The organism is Sphingomonas sp. (assembly GCA_019635535.1).
Taxonomy (GTDB): domain Bacteria; phylum Pseudomonadota; class Alphaproteobacteria; order Sphingomonadales; family Sphingomonadaceae; genus Allosphingosinicella.
The window spans coordinates 605,539-620,631 of sequence record JAHBZH010000001.1 but is presented as its reverse complement, the minus strand read 5'-3'; the positions used below and the strand labels follow the sequence as shown (position 1 = coordinate 620,631).

The following is a 15,093-nucleotide window of genomic DNA, read 5'->3' as shown; positions in this document are numbered from 1 at the left end:
GCGGCTGCTATAGGAAGGCGGATGCCGACCCGCCAAGCCCTGCCGACGACCTGGCTGATGACCGACGAGCGGATGGGCGACGGCCTGTTCGCCGCGATCGGGCGGCTGCCGGAGGGCTCGGGCATCGTGATGCGGCATTACAGCCTGCCGGAAGCCGAGCGGCGCGAGCTGTTCGACCGGGTGCGTGCCACATCGAAGAATCACCTCCTCCTGCTGGCCGGCCCAGCGGCTACCGCCCTCGCCTGGGGCGCGGACGGCAGCCATGGGCGCGGCCCCGGCGGCGGACTGCGCAGCGCGCCGGTTCACGATCTGGACGAGATCGGCGCCGCCGAGCGCGACGGCGCCGATCTCCTGTTCCTTTCGCCGCTCTTCGCCACGCGCAGTCATCCGGGCGCGAGGCCGCTGGGATTGAAAGATTTCGCTGCTCTGGTCCGGGCAACCCGGCTCCCGGTCATCGCGCTGGGGGGGATGGACGCGTCGCGCGCGCGCGACACCGCCGCTGCGGGAGCATATGGCTGGGCGGGGATCGATGCCTGGCTGGGCGGTTAGAAGCGGAACGCCGTGCCGACATAGACGGCCTGGCTGTCGCGGCGCTCGTCGCGCGACATCGAATCGATATTGTCGCGCGTGATACGATAGCGGGCGCCGGCGGTGACATCGATATTGCGCGTGATCGAGAAGGCGCCGCCGACGTCGAGGGAATAGGCCTCATCCTCGCCGACGATCCGCTGCGCGCCCTCGGCACGTTCGGCGGCGACCTCGACTCGGCCGGTCAGCCGGCGATTGGCGCGGTAGCTCATGCCGATCTGGGCCGAATCGCGCGCGCCGGGAACGATGCCGCCGTCGGAATGGGCGATGTCGCCCGATATGGCGAAGCGCCGCCAGCCCAGCGAAACGCCGAGATTGTAGGAACTGGGCGTGATCGCCGTCACCGGCGTCGCCGATGTGGCGGTAAGGACACCGCGGGCCGCTTCCGCCGGCGTGTTGGCCCGGGCGCGAATCGCGACCCGGACGGCGCGGCTGCGATCGGTGGCGGCGGCGGCGGGCGTAAAGCGCAGATCGGTATCGAGCGTACCGTTGCGCGCCAGCACGGCGGCCAGCCGCGGATCGGAGACTGCGGGCGTGAAGGCGCCCACCGAGCGCGCCTGAGTCGCGGCGATGGGGGCGCGTGCCTTGCCCCGCGAAAGCGTTTCGGCAGCCAGAGCGGGGGCGAGCAAAAGCGCCACCGCGACCAGCGATGCGCCTCCTGCCGTTCCCAGGGTCCTTGCTGTGCTCAAGGCATCCGACTCCAATTCCAGCGGAAATCTAGTGCGACTCGGCCCGGATTCCTAGCAAAGGCGGCCATCGCGCCCGGGACTCGTGCCGAATCGCACATTCTGTTGCACGTTTCCCACAACCGCCGCGCCGGCCGGTCCTGCGATCCGCCGCCCGGATTCCGGCGCGATGCGCGGCAAGAGGCGCTTGCCGGGGGCGCCCCGATATCTATAACGGCCGGCAAGGGACCCGTTTTTTTCCGAGGATTTTTACGAATGGCACGCCTTCTTCATATCGGCCTGGCCGCTGTCTGCGCGGTGTCGCTGGCCGGCTGCCAGTTCATCCGCGACGACATCAACCGCACCTTCGGCCGCTCGCCCGAGAATCGCGCCAAGCAGGCGGACCTTGCCGCCAGCCAGGTCACGACGATCGGCGTTAATGCCTATCTTTGGCGCGCCGCGCTCGAAACGCTTTCCTTCGCGCCGATCGTCCAGAGCGATTCGAACGGCGGCGTGCTCGCCACCGACTGGTATGCCAATCCGCAAAACCCGAACGAGCGCGTGCGGGTCAGCGTCGCCATTCTCGATCGAGACCTGCGCGCCGACGCGTTGCAGGTGACGGCGGCGCGCCAAACCATGCAGAACGGCCAGTGGACCGAAGCGCCGGTGACCGCGGCGACCGTCCAGCGGCTCGAGGAGATCATCCTCACCCGCGCCCGCGACCTGAGGCGCGCCGCCACCATCGGCTGATTTCATAAGGACACAGCGCCGCGATGGCATCGCGCTTCAATCCTCTGACGGCCGATGCCCGCTGGCAGCAGGCCTGGGACGAGGCGGGGACCTTCCACGCCTCGAACGATTCGTCGCGCCCGAAGGCCTATATCCTGGAGATGTTCCCCTATCCGTCGGGGCGCATCCATATGGGCCATGTCCGCAACTACACGATGGGCGACGTGCTCGCCCGCTACCGGCGGATGAACGGCTTCGAAGTGCTCCACCCGATGGGCTGGGACGCCTTCGGCATGCCGGCCGAGAATGCGGCGATGGAGCGCCAGGTCCATCCGGGGGAATGGACCCGATCCAACATCGCGACGATGAAGGCGCAATTGAAGCGCCTCGGCTTCGCGCTCGACTGGAGCCGGGAGCTGGCGACCTGCGATCCGGCCTATTACGGGCAGGAACAGGCGCTCTTCGTGGACCTGTTCGAGGCCGGCCTCGTCTATCGCAAGGAGAGCGAGGTCAACTGGGACCCGGTCGACATGACCGTGCTCGCCAATGAGCAGGTGATCGACGGGCGCGGCTGGCGCTCCGGCGCGCTGGTCGAGCGGCGCAAGCTCAGCCAGTGGTTCCTGAAGATCACCGACTTCGCCGAGGAGCTGCTCGACGGGCTGGGCACGCTCGACCAGTGGCCCGACAAGGTTCGGCTGATGCAGGAAAACTGGATCGGCAAGAGCCGGGGCATGAACTTCCGCTTCGCGATCGAGCCGGCGCAGCGCGGCGGGATCAAGTCGATCGAGGTGTTCACCACCCGGCCCGACACGATCTTCGGCGCCAGCTTCGTCGCCGTCTCGCCCGATCATCCGCTCGCGCAGGAATATGCCGAGCGCTCGCCCGAGGTCGCCGCGTTCATCGCCAAGTGCAAGCAGGGCGGCACGACGGCGGCCGAGCTGGAGACGGCGGAGAAGCTGGGGCTGGAGATCGGCGAGGCCTATCATCCGCTCGATCCCGATTGGGAGCTGCCGGTCTTCATCGCCAATTTCGTGCTGATGGATTACGGCACCGGCGCCGTCTTCGGCGTGCCCGCGCACGATCAGCGCGATTTCGAATTCGCCACCAAATACGGCCTCGACATCCAGCGCGTCGTCGCCCCCAGCGCCGGCGAGGCGGACAAGCCGATCGGCGACGCGGCCGAGCCGGGCGACGGCATCCTGGTCAATTCGCGCTTCCTGGACGGCAAGGACGTCGAGGCGGCCAAGGCCGCCGTGATCGCCCGCGCCGAAGCGGAGGGCTGGGGCCAGGGCACGACCGCCTGGCGGCTGCGCGACTGGGGCGTCTCGCGCCAGCGTTACTGGGGCACGCCGATCCCGATCGTCCATTGCGACGCGTGCGGCGCGGTGCCCGTGCCGGAGGACCAGCTGCCGGTGACGCTGCCCGAGGACGTGAGCTTCGACATTCCCGGCAACCCGCTGGAGCGGCATCCCACCTGGAAGCATGTCGATTGCCCGAAATGCGGCGCCAAGGCGGTGCGCGAGACCGACACGCTCGACACCTTCGTCGATTCCTCCTGGTATTTCATCCGCTTCGCCAGCCAGCCGGCGGACCGGCCGTTCGACAAGGCGGTGGCCGAACGCTGGCTGCCGGTCGATCAGTATATCGGCGGGGTCGAGCATGCGATCCTGCACCTGCTCTACGCCCGCTTCTGGACCCGCGCGCTCCAGCGCATCGGCATGATCGACGTGGCCGAGCCGTTCCGGGGACTGTTCACCCAGGGCATGGTGACGCACCGCACCTATCAGGACGCCGCCGGCAAGTGGCTGCTGCCCGAAGAGGCGGAGGCCGCTTTGGCCAAGGGCGACAAGGTCGTCTCCGGCCGCGTCGAGAAGATGTCCAAGTCCAAGCGCAACACGGTCGATCCCGAACCGATCGTCGATCAGTACGGCGCGGACGCGGTGCGCTGGTTCATGCTCTCCGACAGCCCGCCCGAGCGCGATCTGGAATGGAGCGAATCGGGCATCGAAGGTTCGTGGCGCTTCATCCAGAGGCTCTGGCGCATTCTCTCCAGCGATCAGGCCGGAGACGGGAAAGACAAGCCGCTCGACCGCAAGCTGCACCAGACGGTCGCGGCGGTCAGCGCCAATATCGAGGCGCTCGCCTTCAACAAAGCGGTCGCCAATCTCTACGAACTCGCCAACGCGATCGAGAAGGCGCAGCCGTCCGCCTCGCGCCGCGCGGCGGTGGAGACTTTGCTGCGCCTCGCCGCGCCGATGGTGCCGCACATCGCCGAGGAGGCCTGGGCCGCCGCGGGCCGCGAAGGCATGATCGCCGATGCGCCCTGGCCCGAGGCCGATCCGGCGCTGCTCGTCGAGGACGAGGTGACGATCGCCATCCAGGTCAACGGCAAGCTGCGCGACACGGTGACGGCCGCCAAGGGCGCGCCGAAGGAACAGCTCGAGGCGATGGCCGTTGCCAATGCCAGCGTGCAGCGAATCCTCGCCGGCGCGGCGCCGAAGAAGGTCATCGTGGTCCCCGATCGCCTGGTGAACATCGTCGCATGATGAAGCGCGCCGTCCTGATCGGCATCGCGCTCGCTCTCACCGGCTGCACGCTGCGTCCGCTCTATGCCGGTGGCGCGCGCGGCCCGGTCGCGCAGGCGCTCGAATCGGTCGCGGTGGCGCCGATCCCGGGGCGCGCCGGCTGGCTGGTCCGCACCGCGCTGGAGGACCGGCTCGGCAGCAATACGGTGCCGCGCTACCGGCTGGAAGTCGCGCTGGACGACAATATCACCGGCTTCGGTATCCGCTCGGACGATGCGGTGACCCGCGAACGGCGCACGTTGCGCGCCCGCTACCGCCTCGTCGATGCCGAGCTCGGCACGGTCGTGCTCGACGCCACCGCCGGCTCCGACGCCGGCATCGACGTCGTCTCCAGCGAATATGCCACGGTCGCGGCCGAGCAGACCGCGCTGGAGCGGCTCGCCGTCGAGGTCGCCGACCAGATCGTCGCGCGCGTCGCTCTCTACGCCTCGCGCACCCGGAACGGGCAGTTGCGGCGATGACGGCGGCGAAGCGCCCTGAGATGGAGCGCGCGCTGAAAAGCCCCGGCGAGACGCGCGCCTTCCTCCTCTACGGCCCCGACGAGGCGGGCAGCCGCAGCCTGATGAAGCTGCTCGCCGCCGCGATGGGCGAAGGCGCCGAGCGGATCGATCTGACCGGCGCCGACCTGAAGGCCGATCCGGCCCGGCTCGCCGACGAGGCCGCCGCCATCTCCATGTTCGGCGACAAACGCTGGATCCTGGTCGAGCAGGCGGGCGAGGAGATCGTGCCCGCCGTCGAGGCGCTGATCGAAGCGCCCGCCGCCGGCAATCCCGTCTTGATCCTCGCCGGCGCGCTGCGCGGCACCTCGCGTCTGGTGAAGCTGGCCCAGGGGGCGAAATCGGCCCTGGCCTGCGCGAGCTACCTGCCCGACGCGCGCGATCATGCGCGGATCGTCGAGGAGGCCGCCCGCCCGCTCGGGCTGGAGGTGCGCGGCGACGTCGCGGCGCGGATCGCCGAAGGCTGCGGCGGCAATCGCGCGCTGATCGCGCTGGAGCTGGAGAAATACGCCCTCTATCTCGACGCCGCACCCGGCGCCCCCAGGCTGCTCGACCATGACGCGATCGACGCGCTCGGCGCCGATGCGGACGAAGGCGATCTCAGCCGACTGGTCGACAGCGTGCTCGGCGGCGACGCGGGAGCGCTGGCGAGCGAGATTTCCCGCCTGCGCGCCGAAGGCCGCGACGGCATCGGCCTCACCCGGGCGATGCTGCGCCGCATGGTGATGCTCGCCCGCTACCGGGTCGAGGTGGACCAAGGCAAGCGCCCGCGCGACGTCATGGCGTCAGCCGGCAAGCAATTGTTCTGGAAGGAAAAAGATGCGATCGAGCGGGTGCTGGGCCGCTGGCCGGGCGAGGTCATCGCCAAGGCGATCGCGCGCCTGGTCGAAACCGAGAAGCAGGTGATGACCACCGGCGGCCCCGGCCCGATCGCCGCCGAAGCCGAACTCTTCGCCATCTGCCGCCAGGCGGCGCGGCTGCGTTAACCCAGGCGGGAGTAATAGCCCCTCCATAGGGGAGGTTCCGGATGTGAGGCGATGCATGCCTCCTTTTCTTCAGCGTCAAGGCTGAGAAACCACTCGCGAAAGGCGAGCCAATGGTCTTCGCCTCTCCCCATTCGCCAGCCAATAGAGCCTTCGGGAAGGTCAGGATGCGCCTCCCACGGCGGTAGCATCCTAAAACTTGTCCCCGCTGAGGCGCTGGCAGATCATGTCGAGTTGGTCGAGCGTCGTGTAACCGAGCGTCACCTGCCCGCCTTTAGGGCTGTGCTTGATCGCGACCTTGAGGCCCAGCATGTCGCCCAATTGTCGCTCCAGCGCGGCGATGTCGGCATGGGCGCCCTTATATTCGATCGGCAGCGGGCGCTGGCGGGTCGGCTTGCCCTCGCGCGCCAGCTTCTCGGTCTCGCGCACCGACAGGCCGCGGCGCAGCACCTCGTCGGCCAGCCCTTCCGGATCGGGCGCGGAAACGAGCGCGCGGGCATGGCCCATGCTCAATTGCCCGGCGCCGACCATGACCTGGACCTTCGCCGGAAGATCAAGCAATCTCATGAGGTTAGCCACATGGCTGCGCGATTTGTGGACGATCTTGCCGAGCGCGTCCTGGGTGTGGCCGTAATCGTCGATCAGCCTTTTATAGGCCTGCGCCTCCTCGATCGCGTTGAGGTCCCGGCGCTGGATATTCTCGACGAGCGCGACTTCCAGCGTCTCCTCGTCGCTGAATTCGCGGACGATCGCCGGTATCTCGTGCAGCCGCGCCTTCTGTGACGCGCGCCAGCGCCGTTCGCCGGCGACGATCTGGAAGCGATGGCCGTGCGGGCGCACGATGATCGGCTGGATGACGCCGCGCGCGGAGATCGATTCGGCGAGCTCGGCCAGCGCGTCCTCGGCGAAGATCCGGCGCGGCTGGGCGGGATTGGGCTCGATGCTGGCGACCGGGATGCGCCGCACGTCGCCGGTCACGCCGCCGCCGGAGACCGGCGTTTCACGCGAAACCTCGCCGAGCAGCGAGGACAGGCCGCGCCCCAGCCCGGAAGGGCGTTTTGCGGACGTGCGCGGCGCCTCGTCGCTCATGCCGCCTCCGCCTTGCGCGGCAGTCGGGCGATCAGCTCGCGGGCCAGCGCCATATAGGCTTCCGAGCCCGGGCAGCGATGATCGTAGATGAGCGCCGGGATGCCGTGGCTCGGCGCCTCGGACAGCCGCACGTTGCGCGGGATCACCGTCTGGAACACCAGATCGCCCAGGCAGGCGCGGACATCGTCGCCGACCTGGGACGAGAGGTTGTTGCGCCGGTCGTACATGGTGAGCGCGACGCCCAGGATCGACAGCTCGGGATTGAAGCGCCCGCGCACCCGCTCGACCGTCTGGAGAAGCTGGCTGAGGCCCTCCAGCGCGAAGAATTCGGCCTGGAGCGGGACCAGGATCGCATTGGCGGCGATCAGCGCGTTGACGGTGAGCAGGCCGAGCGAAGGCGGGCAATCGATCAGGCAGACGTCCCAGCGCCCCGGCGGCACATTTTCCAGCGCCCCGTCGAGCCGATGGGTTCTGCGTTCGAAATCAATGAGTTCGATCTCCGCGCCGGACAGGTCGACCTTGGCCGGCACGATGTCGAGTCGCGGCACCCTTGTCTGGACGACGACCTCCTCCAGCGTGGCCTGCCCGGTCAGCAATTCGTAGCTGGAACGATCGCGCAGCGCCTGGCCGATGCCGAGCCCGGTCGAGGCATTGCCCTGCGGATCGAGATCGATGAGCAGCACCCGCCAGCCGGTCGCGGCGAGCGCGGTGGCGAGGTTGATCGCGGTCGTCGTCTTGCCGACCCCGCCCTTCTGATTGGCGACCGCGATCCGGATCATCGTCGCTTTCCTCCGGTTCTGCTGACCCCGCGCGCGACGATGATGCCGGCTTCGGGATCGGTGACGCTCTGCTCGAGCCGGAAGTCACCCTGCCACGAAGGATCGAGCGCATCCAGTTCCGACTGCGCATTTCGTCCCTTGGGAAGCACCCAGAGGCTGTTTCCTGTGGAAAATCCTGTGGCCAGCGTCAGCAATTTCTCCAGCGGCGCGAAGGCGCGGGCGCTGATCACGTCGAACGGACGGGCGGGCACGCGCTCCACCTTCATGCCCAGTATCTCGACCTCGATGCCCAAGACCTCCGCCGCGCGATGGAGGAACTCGGCCCGCAGCCGCCTTTCCTCGACCAAGGTCACCGGTCCCCGATGCAGCGCGGCGACGATCAGCCCCGGAAAGCCCGGCCCGCTGCCGAGATCGATCCAGCTCGCCTCCGGCGACGGCGCGAAGCGCAGGAGCTGGGCCGAATCGGCGATATGACGAAGCCAGAGCCGGTCGAGGCTGGCCTTGGACACCAGATTCTGCCGCCCATTCTCCTCGCGGAGCAGCGCGGCGAAGGCGTCCAGCCGCGCCAATGTTTCACGTGAAACATCATATTCGGACGCCATCCAGGCACGCGCCGCCGCCTCGTCCATCAGGCCGCCTTGCGCCGTGAATATACGAGGATCGCCGCCAGCGCTGCCGGCGTGATGCCCCGGATGCGCGCGGCCGCGCCCATCGTCGCGGGCCGGGCGGCGGACAGGCGCTCGACCATCTCGTTGGAAAGGCCGGCAATGCCCGCATAATCGAGATCGGCCGCAATCCGCACGGCCTCGTCCGCGCGCAGCCGCGCGATCTCCCCGGCCTGCCGCTCGACATAAGGCGCGTAGCGATGGTCCTGGATCGCTTCCTCGAGCCGCTCCGCCGGCACCTCCGCGAAGGCCGGAGCGAGCCGCTTCAGCCCCTCCCCGTCCAGCTCCGGAAAGCGCAGCCATTCGCCGAGGCTGCGCTTCACGCCGTCGTCGCGAACCGCAATGCCCGCATCGCGCAGGGGCCTGGCCGGCATCGCCTGTGCCAGCAGCGCCTCGATCCGGCCGCGCTCCGCCTGCGCCGCTTCGAAATGCCGCAGCCGCTCCGGCGAGACGCAGCCCGCCGCGATGGCGATCGGCGTCAGCCGCGCCTCGGCATTGTCGGCGCGCAGCCGCAGCCGGTATTCCGCCCGCGCCGTCAGCATCCGATAGGGCTCGGTGACGCCTTGCAGGACGAGATCGTCGATCATCACGCCGATATAGGAGTCCGCGCGATCGAGGATGATCGCCGCCTTGCCGCCGGCCCAGGCGGCGGCGTTCAGCCCGGCGACCAGCCCCTGCGCGGCGGCCTCCTCATAGCCGGTCGTCCCGTTGACCTGCCCGGCCAGATAGAGGCCCTCCACATCGCGCACCGCCAGCGTCGCGTCCAGGATACGCGGATCGACATGGTCATATTCCACGGCATAGCCCGGCTGGAGGATCTCGGCCCGCTCCAGCCCCGGCATCGAGCGGACGAAATCGCGCTGCACGTCCTCGGGCAGCGACGTGGAAATGCCGTTGGGATAGACGGTGGGATCGTCCAGCCCCTCGGGCTCGAGGAAGATCTGGTGCCCGTCCCGGCCGCCGAAGCGGTGCACCTTGTCCTCGATCGACGGGCAGTAGCGCGGGCCCACGCCGCTGATCTCCCCGGCGAAAAGCGGCGAACGGTCGAGATTGGCGCGGATGATCTCGTGGGTTCGCGCGTTGGTTCGGGTGATCGCGCAGAAAAGCTGCGGCACGGCGCGGCCGGGGCTCATCGGCGACATCGTCCAGTCGCCGTCGTCCGATTCCTGCCGCTCCAGCACGGCCCAGTCGATCGTGCGCCCGTCGAGACGCGGCGGCGTGCCCGTCTTGAGTCGTGCCAGCGGCAGGTCCAGCGCGCGCAACTGATGCGCCAGCGCCGTCGCGGCCCGCTCGCCAACGCGACCGCCCGCGCTGGACGTCATCCCGAAATGCAGCTTGCCGCCGAGGAAGGTGCCGGTAGCGAGGATGACGGCCTTCGCCGCCAGGTCCCGCCCGTCCGCGAGTGTCAGCCCGGTCACGCGCCGCCCGTCGAGCTTCAGCGCGCTCGCCTCGCCCTCGACAATCTCCAGCCCCGCCTGCGCGCCGACCAGATCGTGGATCGCGCGCTTGTAGAGCTTGCGGTCGGCCTGGATGCGCGGCCCGCGCACCGCCGCGCCCTTGCTGGCGTTGAGCATCCGGTAATGGATTGCCGCGCGGTCCGAGGCGCGCGCGATCAGCCCGTCAAAGGCATCGACCTCGCGGATCAGATGCCCTTTGCCCAGGCCGCCCATCGCCGGATTGCACGACATCGCGCCGATCTGGTCGCGGGTGAAGCTGACCAAAGCCACCGACGCGCCCATCCGCGCCGCGGCGGCCGCCGCTTCGGTCCCGGCATGGCCGCCGCCCACCACGATGATGTCGAAAGATCGAGTCACGCGCGCGCCTCTAGCGCATATGTTCCACGTGGAACATGCCTTACTTCCCGATGCAGAAGCGCCCGAACAGGGCGTCCAGCATGTCCTCCACGCCCGCACGCCCGGTGATCCGGTCGAGCGCGGCGCGGGCCTGGCGCAGCGATTCGGCGGCGATCAGCAGATCGTCCGTCCGCGCCGCCTCGCCCAGCCAGTCGGCCGCCTCGGCCAGCGCGGCGCGATGCCGGGCGTTGAGCGCCGTCTCGCCTTCCGCCGGCAGCAGAGCTGCGGCCCGCGCGACCAGCAGCGCGGCGAGCTCCGCCAGACCCGCCCCCGTGACCGCCGATACCGCGATATCGTGCGCGCGCGGCGGCGGATCGAGATCGGCCTTGGTCTGGACGAGGATCGCCCGCTCGGTTTGCGGACAATCCTCCGGCGGCCCGAGCCACAGAATGATATCGGCGGCGTCCATCACGTTGCGCGCCCGCGCCACGCCGATCGCCTCGATCGCATCATGGCTGTCGCGCAGCCCCGCCGTGTCGGTGAACAGGAAGGGCGTGCCGCCCAGCGCCACCGGCGCCTCCACCAGATCGCGCGTCGTCCCCGCGATAGCGGACGTGATTGCTGCCTCGCGGCCCACCAAAGCATTGATAAGGCTGGATTTTCCTGCATTCGGCGGCCCCGCGATCACGACCCGGACGCCGTCGCGCAGCCGTTCGGCGGAGGGCCGGGCCAGCCAATCGCCCAGCTCGGCGGCCAGCGCCGCCACCTCGTCCTTGGGCTGACTTTTGCCTAACTTTTGGACATCACCCTCGTCGTCGAAATCGAGCTCGGCCTCGATTCCCGCCGCGATGGCGAGCAGCCGCTTTTGCCACGCCTCCACCTGCCGGCTGAGCGCCCCGCCGGCCAGCGCCAGCGCCGCGCGGCGCTGCGATTCCGTCTCGGCGGCGAGCAGATCGGCCAGCCCCTCGGCCTCGGCAAGATCGATCCGGCCATGCTCGAACGCCCGCCGGGTGAACTCGCCGGATTCGGCAGCGCGCAGCCCCGGCATCGCCGCCAGCGCCGCCAGCACGGCGGCCACCACCGATCGCCCGCCATGCAGATGGAGCTCCGCTACGTCCTCGCCGGTCGCGCTGTTCGGCCCCGGAAAGTGCAGCACCAGCGCATGGTCGAGCACTTCGCCCGCCTGCCGGAGCGCCGCCAGCCGCGCCGTGCGCGGCGGCGGCAACGTCCCGGCCAGCGCCGTCAGCGCCTCGCCCGCCTTCGGCCCGCTGATCCGCACCACGGCGATCGCGGCCGGCGGCGCGCCGGACGACAATGCGTAGATCGTGTCGGTCAGCTGGACGACTTCCCGCCGGCGCTCCCCAGCATCTGGCGCCACAGATTCATCCCCGCCTCGTTCATCGGGCCCCAGGCCTTCATCATGTCGCCGAACATCTCGGACGAGGCGCCTTCGGTGACCACGCTCTTCATCTTCTCGACATAGGCCTCGTGCACCGGCGTCAGATCGGGCAGGCCCAGGAACCGGCGCGCCTCTTCCGGCGTGCAATCGACATCGACCGAGACTTTCATGGGGCCGGATCCTTTCGCAGCTGTTGGTCGCTCCGCCTCTAAGTCTATAGTCCCGCCAAAAGCAAGCGAGAGGAGCCGCGCATGGCCATCATCGACATTCCCGCGCTGGATCATGAGGGCAGCTTCCCCGGCTATCTCGCCGAGCCTTCATCCACCCCGCGCGGCGCCATCGTCGTCATCCAGGAGATATTCGGGATCAATCCCGGCATCCGCGCCAAATGCGATCATTGGGCGGGCTTCGGCTATCTCGCCGTCGCGCCGGACCTGTTCTGGCGGCTGGAGCCGGGCGTCGAGCTCGATCCGGACATGCCGGAGGAGTTCAAGCAGGCGCTCGCCCTGATGAACCGCTTCGATCAGGACCGGGGCGTCGCCGACATCGAGGCGGCGATCCGCGCCGCGCGCAAACGGCTGCCCGAAGGCGGCAGGGTCGGCGCGGTCGGCTACTGCCTGGGCGGCCGGCTCGCTTTCATGACCGCGGCGCGCACCGACGTGGACGCGAGCGTCGGCTATTACGGCGTCGGGCTGGAGGGCCTGCTGGGCGAGAAGCACGCGATCGCCCGCCCGCTCATGCTCCACATCGCCGGCGCCGATCATTTCGTCACACCCGACAAGCAACAGCTGATCCACGCAGGGCTGGATGACGAGCCCCGGGTCACGCTCCACGATTATCCCGGCGAGGATCACGGCTTCGCGGTCGCGATGGGCAATCGCCGGAGCGAGGCGGCCGCCCGGCTCGCCGACAGCCGCACGGAAGCCTTCTTCGCCGCGCACATCGCCCGGGATTGAAGCCGGTCAGGCTCCCGCCCGGCGGCTCGCCCAGAGCAGGATGCGCAGCCAGAAGGCGCATTGCGCGCAGCGGCCGGCCTCGTTTGGTCCGTGCTTCATGAATTTGGCCGGTAGACCCGCAAAAAGGAGCTTTTGTGACAGGGCGGGGTGACGACAACTGAAAAGACCAGGGCGACTCCCGTTCGGTAGCCGCCCTGGTGCTGATTCAGCCGAACAACGTCCCGACGCCCACGGTGGGGTTGACCCATCCCTTGTACATCATGTCGAGCGCGACATAGAGGACGAGCAGCAGGCCGATATAAGCGAGCCACTTGTAGCGCTCGATCAGCCTGGCGAGGAAGTTGGCCGCGACGCCCATCAGCGCGACGGCGAAGACCAGGCCGACGATCATGATGCCGGGATGGTCCCCCGCCGCGCCGGCGACGGCCAGCACGTTGTCGAGGCTCATCGACACATCGGCGATCGCGACGGCCCAGACCGCGCCCCAGAAGCTCTTGGCCGGCCTGAGGCCAGAATGCTCGTCGCCCGGAACCTCGGGCGAACCGGGCGAATGGACGCCGCCGACATGGCGCAGCTCGCGCCACATCTTGAACGCGACCCACAGCAGCAACAGACCGCCGATGAAGATCAACCCGACGATGTTCATGAGCTGGACGACGACGAGCGCGAAGGCGATGCGCAGCACCAGGGCGGCGAGCACGCCGATGATGATGACCTTGCGCCGCTGATCCGCCGGCAGGCCGGCGGCAAGAGCGCCGACGATGATCGCATTGTCGGCCGCGAGCAGCAGGTCGATCGCGATCACCAGGAAAAAGGCCCTCATGTTCGAGGGGTCAGTGATGTTCGAGAAATCGTTGACGATGTGATCCCACATGCCGCTGAGGCCGCCCAGATCCATGGGGGCCCCGGCAGTGCCGACCGCGAATATAGAAAGAAGATCAGTCACGTTCGATTTCCATTTCCCGTCTTGCCGCCGCCGTCACCGGCACTTCTCTACAGAGGGCGCGGGTGGCGGCAAAGCGGAGAAAATACGCAACGGCGATCGCGCCTATTGGTTCATCGAAGCGAAGAAATCCTCGTTGGTCTTGCTGTCCTTCATCTTGTCGAGAAGGAATTGCATGGCATCGACCGTGCCCATCTGCATGAGGATGCGGCGCAGTACCCACATCTTGGAAAGCGTGCCCTGCTCGACCAGCAGCTCCTCCTTGCGGGTGCCGGATTTGCCGACATCCAGGCTCGGGAAGATGCGCTTGTCGGAGACCTTGCGGTCGAGCACGATCTCGGAATTGCCGGTGCCCTTGAACTCCTCGAAGATCACCTCGTCCATCTTGGAGCCGGTGTCGATGAGGGCGGTGGCGATGATCGAGAGCGAGCCGCCCTCCTCGATGTTGCGCGCGGCGCCGAAGAAGCGCTTCGGCCGCTGCAGCGCATTGGCGTCGACGCCGCCGGTCAGCACCTTGCCCGAGCTCGGCACCACCGTGTTGTAGGCGCGGCCCAGGCGGGTGATCGAATCGAGCAGGATGACGACATCCTTCTTGTGCTCGACCAGACGCTTGGCCTTCTCGATCACCATCTCGGCGACCTGGACGTGGCGGCTGGCGGGCTCGTCGAAGGTCGAGGAGATGACCTCGCCGTTCACGCTGCGCTGCATGTCGGTCACTTCCTCCGGCCGCTCGTCGATCAGCAGCACGATCAGGAAGACCTCGGGATGGTTGTCGGTGATCGCCTTGGCAATGTTCTGGAGCAGCACCGTCTTGCCGGTGCGCGGCGGCGCGACGATCAGCGCGCGCTGGCCCTTGCCCTGAGGCGAGATGATGTCGATGACGCGCGCCGACTTGTCTTTAAGCGTCGGATCGAGCGTGTCGAGCCGCAGCTTCTCGTCCGGATAGAGCGGCGTCAGATTGTCGAAATTGACGCGGTGGCGGACCGCCTCGGGATCGTCGAAATTGACCTGGCTGACGCGCACCAGGCTGAAATAGCGTTCGCCGTCCTTGGGGCCGCGGATCTCGCCTTCCACCGTGTCGCCGGTGCGCAGCCCGAACTTGCGGACCTGGTTGGGCGAGACATAGATGTCGTCGGGGCCGGCCAGATAGTTGGAATCGGCTGAGCGCAGGAAGCCGAAGCCGTCCTGCAGGACCTCGATCGTCCCCTGACCCATGATCTCGTCGCCATTTTCGGCACGGACCTTGAGGATCGAGAACATCAGTTCCTGCTTGCGCAGGGTGGAGGCGCCTTCGACGCCGAGCTCCTCGGCGAGCGCGACCAGCTCGGCGGGCGTCTTCTGCTTCAGATCTTTGAGATGCATTTAGTTTCTCGTCTTGAGTCGGATTCTGGGCGTTGAAAAGCTCAGAAGGTTCGAAATTGT

The 15,093-nt window shown here is 68.3% G+C and carries 15 protein-coding genes; 6 read left to right on the top strand and 9 right to left on the bottom strand.

Annotation, left to right across the window (positions count from 1 at the left end):
- The first annotated feature begins 72 nt into the window (after positions 1–72).
- A complete protein-coding gene (locus tag KF780_03240) occupies positions 73–549 on the top strand; it encodes a thiamine phosphate synthase (GenBank protein MBX3560807.1) in 477 nt (158 codons plus the stop codon).
- Here KF780_03240 and KF780_03235 read toward each other — a convergent pair.
- Positions 546–1,259, bottom strand: coding sequence for a hypothetical protein (locus tag KF780_03235; protein ID MBX3560806.1), 714 nt, complete (start codon positions 1,257–1,259; stop codon positions 546–548). The genes KF780_03240 and KF780_03235 overlap by 4 nt on opposite strands.
- A gap of 270 nt (positions 1,260–1,529) precedes the next feature.
- Here KF780_03235 and KF780_03230 point away from each other — a divergent pair, with 270 nt between their 5' ends.
- The 4 genes from KF780_03230 to holA are packed head-to-tail and all read left to right on the top strand — an operon-like array spanning position 1,530 to position 6,050.
- A complete protein-coding gene (locus KF780_03230; protein ID MBX3560805.1) occupies positions 1,530–2,003 on the top strand; it encodes a DUF3576 domain-containing protein in 474 nt (157 codons plus the stop codon).
- A 23-nt stretch (positions 2,004–2,026) separates the two neighbouring features.
- The gene (leuS, locus tag KF780_03225; protein MBX3560804.1) at positions 2,027–4,528 is read left to right on the top strand and encodes a leucine--tRNA ligase; all 2,502 of its coding nucleotides are present in this window, start codon (positions 2,027–2,029) and stop codon (positions 4,526–4,528) included.
- The gene (locus KF780_03220; protein MBX3560803.1) at positions 4,528–5,028 is read left to right on the top strand and encodes a hypothetical protein; all 501 of its coding nucleotides are present in this window, start codon (positions 4,528–4,530) and stop codon (positions 5,026–5,028) included. The genes leuS and KF780_03220 overlap by 1 nt, the downstream gene beginning before the upstream one ends.
- Complete coding sequence (gene holA, locus KF780_03215; protein MBX3560802.1) at positions 5,025–6,050, top strand: DNA polymerase III subunit delta; 1,026 nt, start codon at positions 5,025–5,027, stop codon at positions 6,048–6,050. Before KF780_03220 ends, holA begins: the two co-directional genes overlap by 4 nt.
- A gap of 189 nt (positions 6,051–6,239) precedes the next feature.
- Here the strand turns inward: holA and KF780_03210 are convergent, their stop codons facing one another.
- The 6 genes from KF780_03210 to KF780_03185 are packed head-to-tail and all read right to left on the bottom strand — an operon-like array spanning position 6,240 to position 11,942.
- Entirely contained in the window at positions 6,240–7,136 is an 897-nt protein-coding gene (locus KF780_03210; protein MBX3560801.1) for a ParB/RepB/Spo0J family partition protein, read from the bottom strand.
- The gene (locus tag KF780_03205; protein ID MBX3560800.1) at positions 7,133–7,915 is read right to left on the bottom strand and encodes a ParA family protein; all 783 of its coding nucleotides are present in this window, start codon (positions 7,913–7,915) and stop codon (positions 7,133–7,135) included. Before KF780_03205 ends, KF780_03210 begins: the two co-directional genes overlap by 4 nt.
- Positions 7,912–8,544 carry a 16S rRNA (guanine(527)-N(7))-methyltransferase RsmG gene (gene rsmG, locus KF780_03200; GenBank protein ID MBX3560799.1) on the bottom strand — a complete coding sequence of 211 codons (633 nt, stop codon included), beginning with the start codon at positions 8,542–8,544 and terminating at the stop codon, positions 7,912–7,914. Before rsmG ends, KF780_03205 begins: the two co-directional genes overlap by 4 nt.
- Positions 8,544–10,394, bottom strand: a complete 1,851-nt coding sequence (mnmG, locus tag KF780_03195; protein ID MBX3560798.1) for a tRNA uridine-5-carboxymethylaminomethyl(34) synthesis enzyme MnmG — start codon at positions 10,392–10,394, stop codon at positions 8,544–8,546. The genes rsmG and mnmG overlap by 1 nt, the downstream gene beginning before the upstream one ends.
- Positions 10,395–10,434: 40 nt before the next feature.
- Positions 10,435–11,709, bottom strand: coding sequence for a tRNA uridine-5-carboxymethylaminomethyl(34) synthesis GTPase MnmE (gene mnmE, locus KF780_03190; GenBank protein ID MBX3560797.1), 1,275 nt, complete (start codon positions 11,707–11,709; stop codon positions 10,435–10,437).
- Positions 11,706–11,942, bottom strand: a complete 237-nt coding sequence (locus tag KF780_03185) for a hypothetical protein (protein MBX3560796.1) — start codon at positions 11,940–11,942, stop codon at positions 11,706–11,708. Before KF780_03185 ends, mnmE begins: the two co-directional genes overlap by 4 nt.
- An 81-nt stretch (positions 11,943–12,023) precedes the next feature.
- On the opposite strand from KF780_03185, the gene KF780_03180 reads away from it, so the two are divergent.
- Positions 12,024–12,728: a dienelactone hydrolase family protein gene (locus tag KF780_03180; GenBank protein MBX3560795.1), complete on the top strand. Its 705-nt coding sequence runs from the start codon at positions 12,024–12,026 to the stop codon at positions 12,726–12,728.
- Between the two features lie 205 nt (positions 12,729–12,933).
- Here the strand turns inward: KF780_03180 and KF780_03175 are convergent, their stop codons facing one another.
- Both KF780_03175 and rho read right to left on the bottom strand, forming a co-directional pair.
- Positions 12,934–13,626 carry a TerC family protein gene (locus KF780_03175; protein MBX3560794.1) on the bottom strand — a complete coding sequence of 231 codons (693 nt, stop codon included), beginning with the start codon at positions 13,624–13,626 and terminating at the stop codon, positions 12,934–12,936.
- A gap of 150 nt (positions 13,627–13,776) precedes the next feature.
- A complete protein-coding gene (gene rho, locus KF780_03170) occupies positions 13,777–15,033 on the bottom strand; it encodes a transcription termination factor Rho (protein ID MBX3560793.1) in 1,257 nt (418 codons plus the stop codon).
- Between the last annotated feature and the right edge of the window lie 60 nt (positions 15,034–15,093).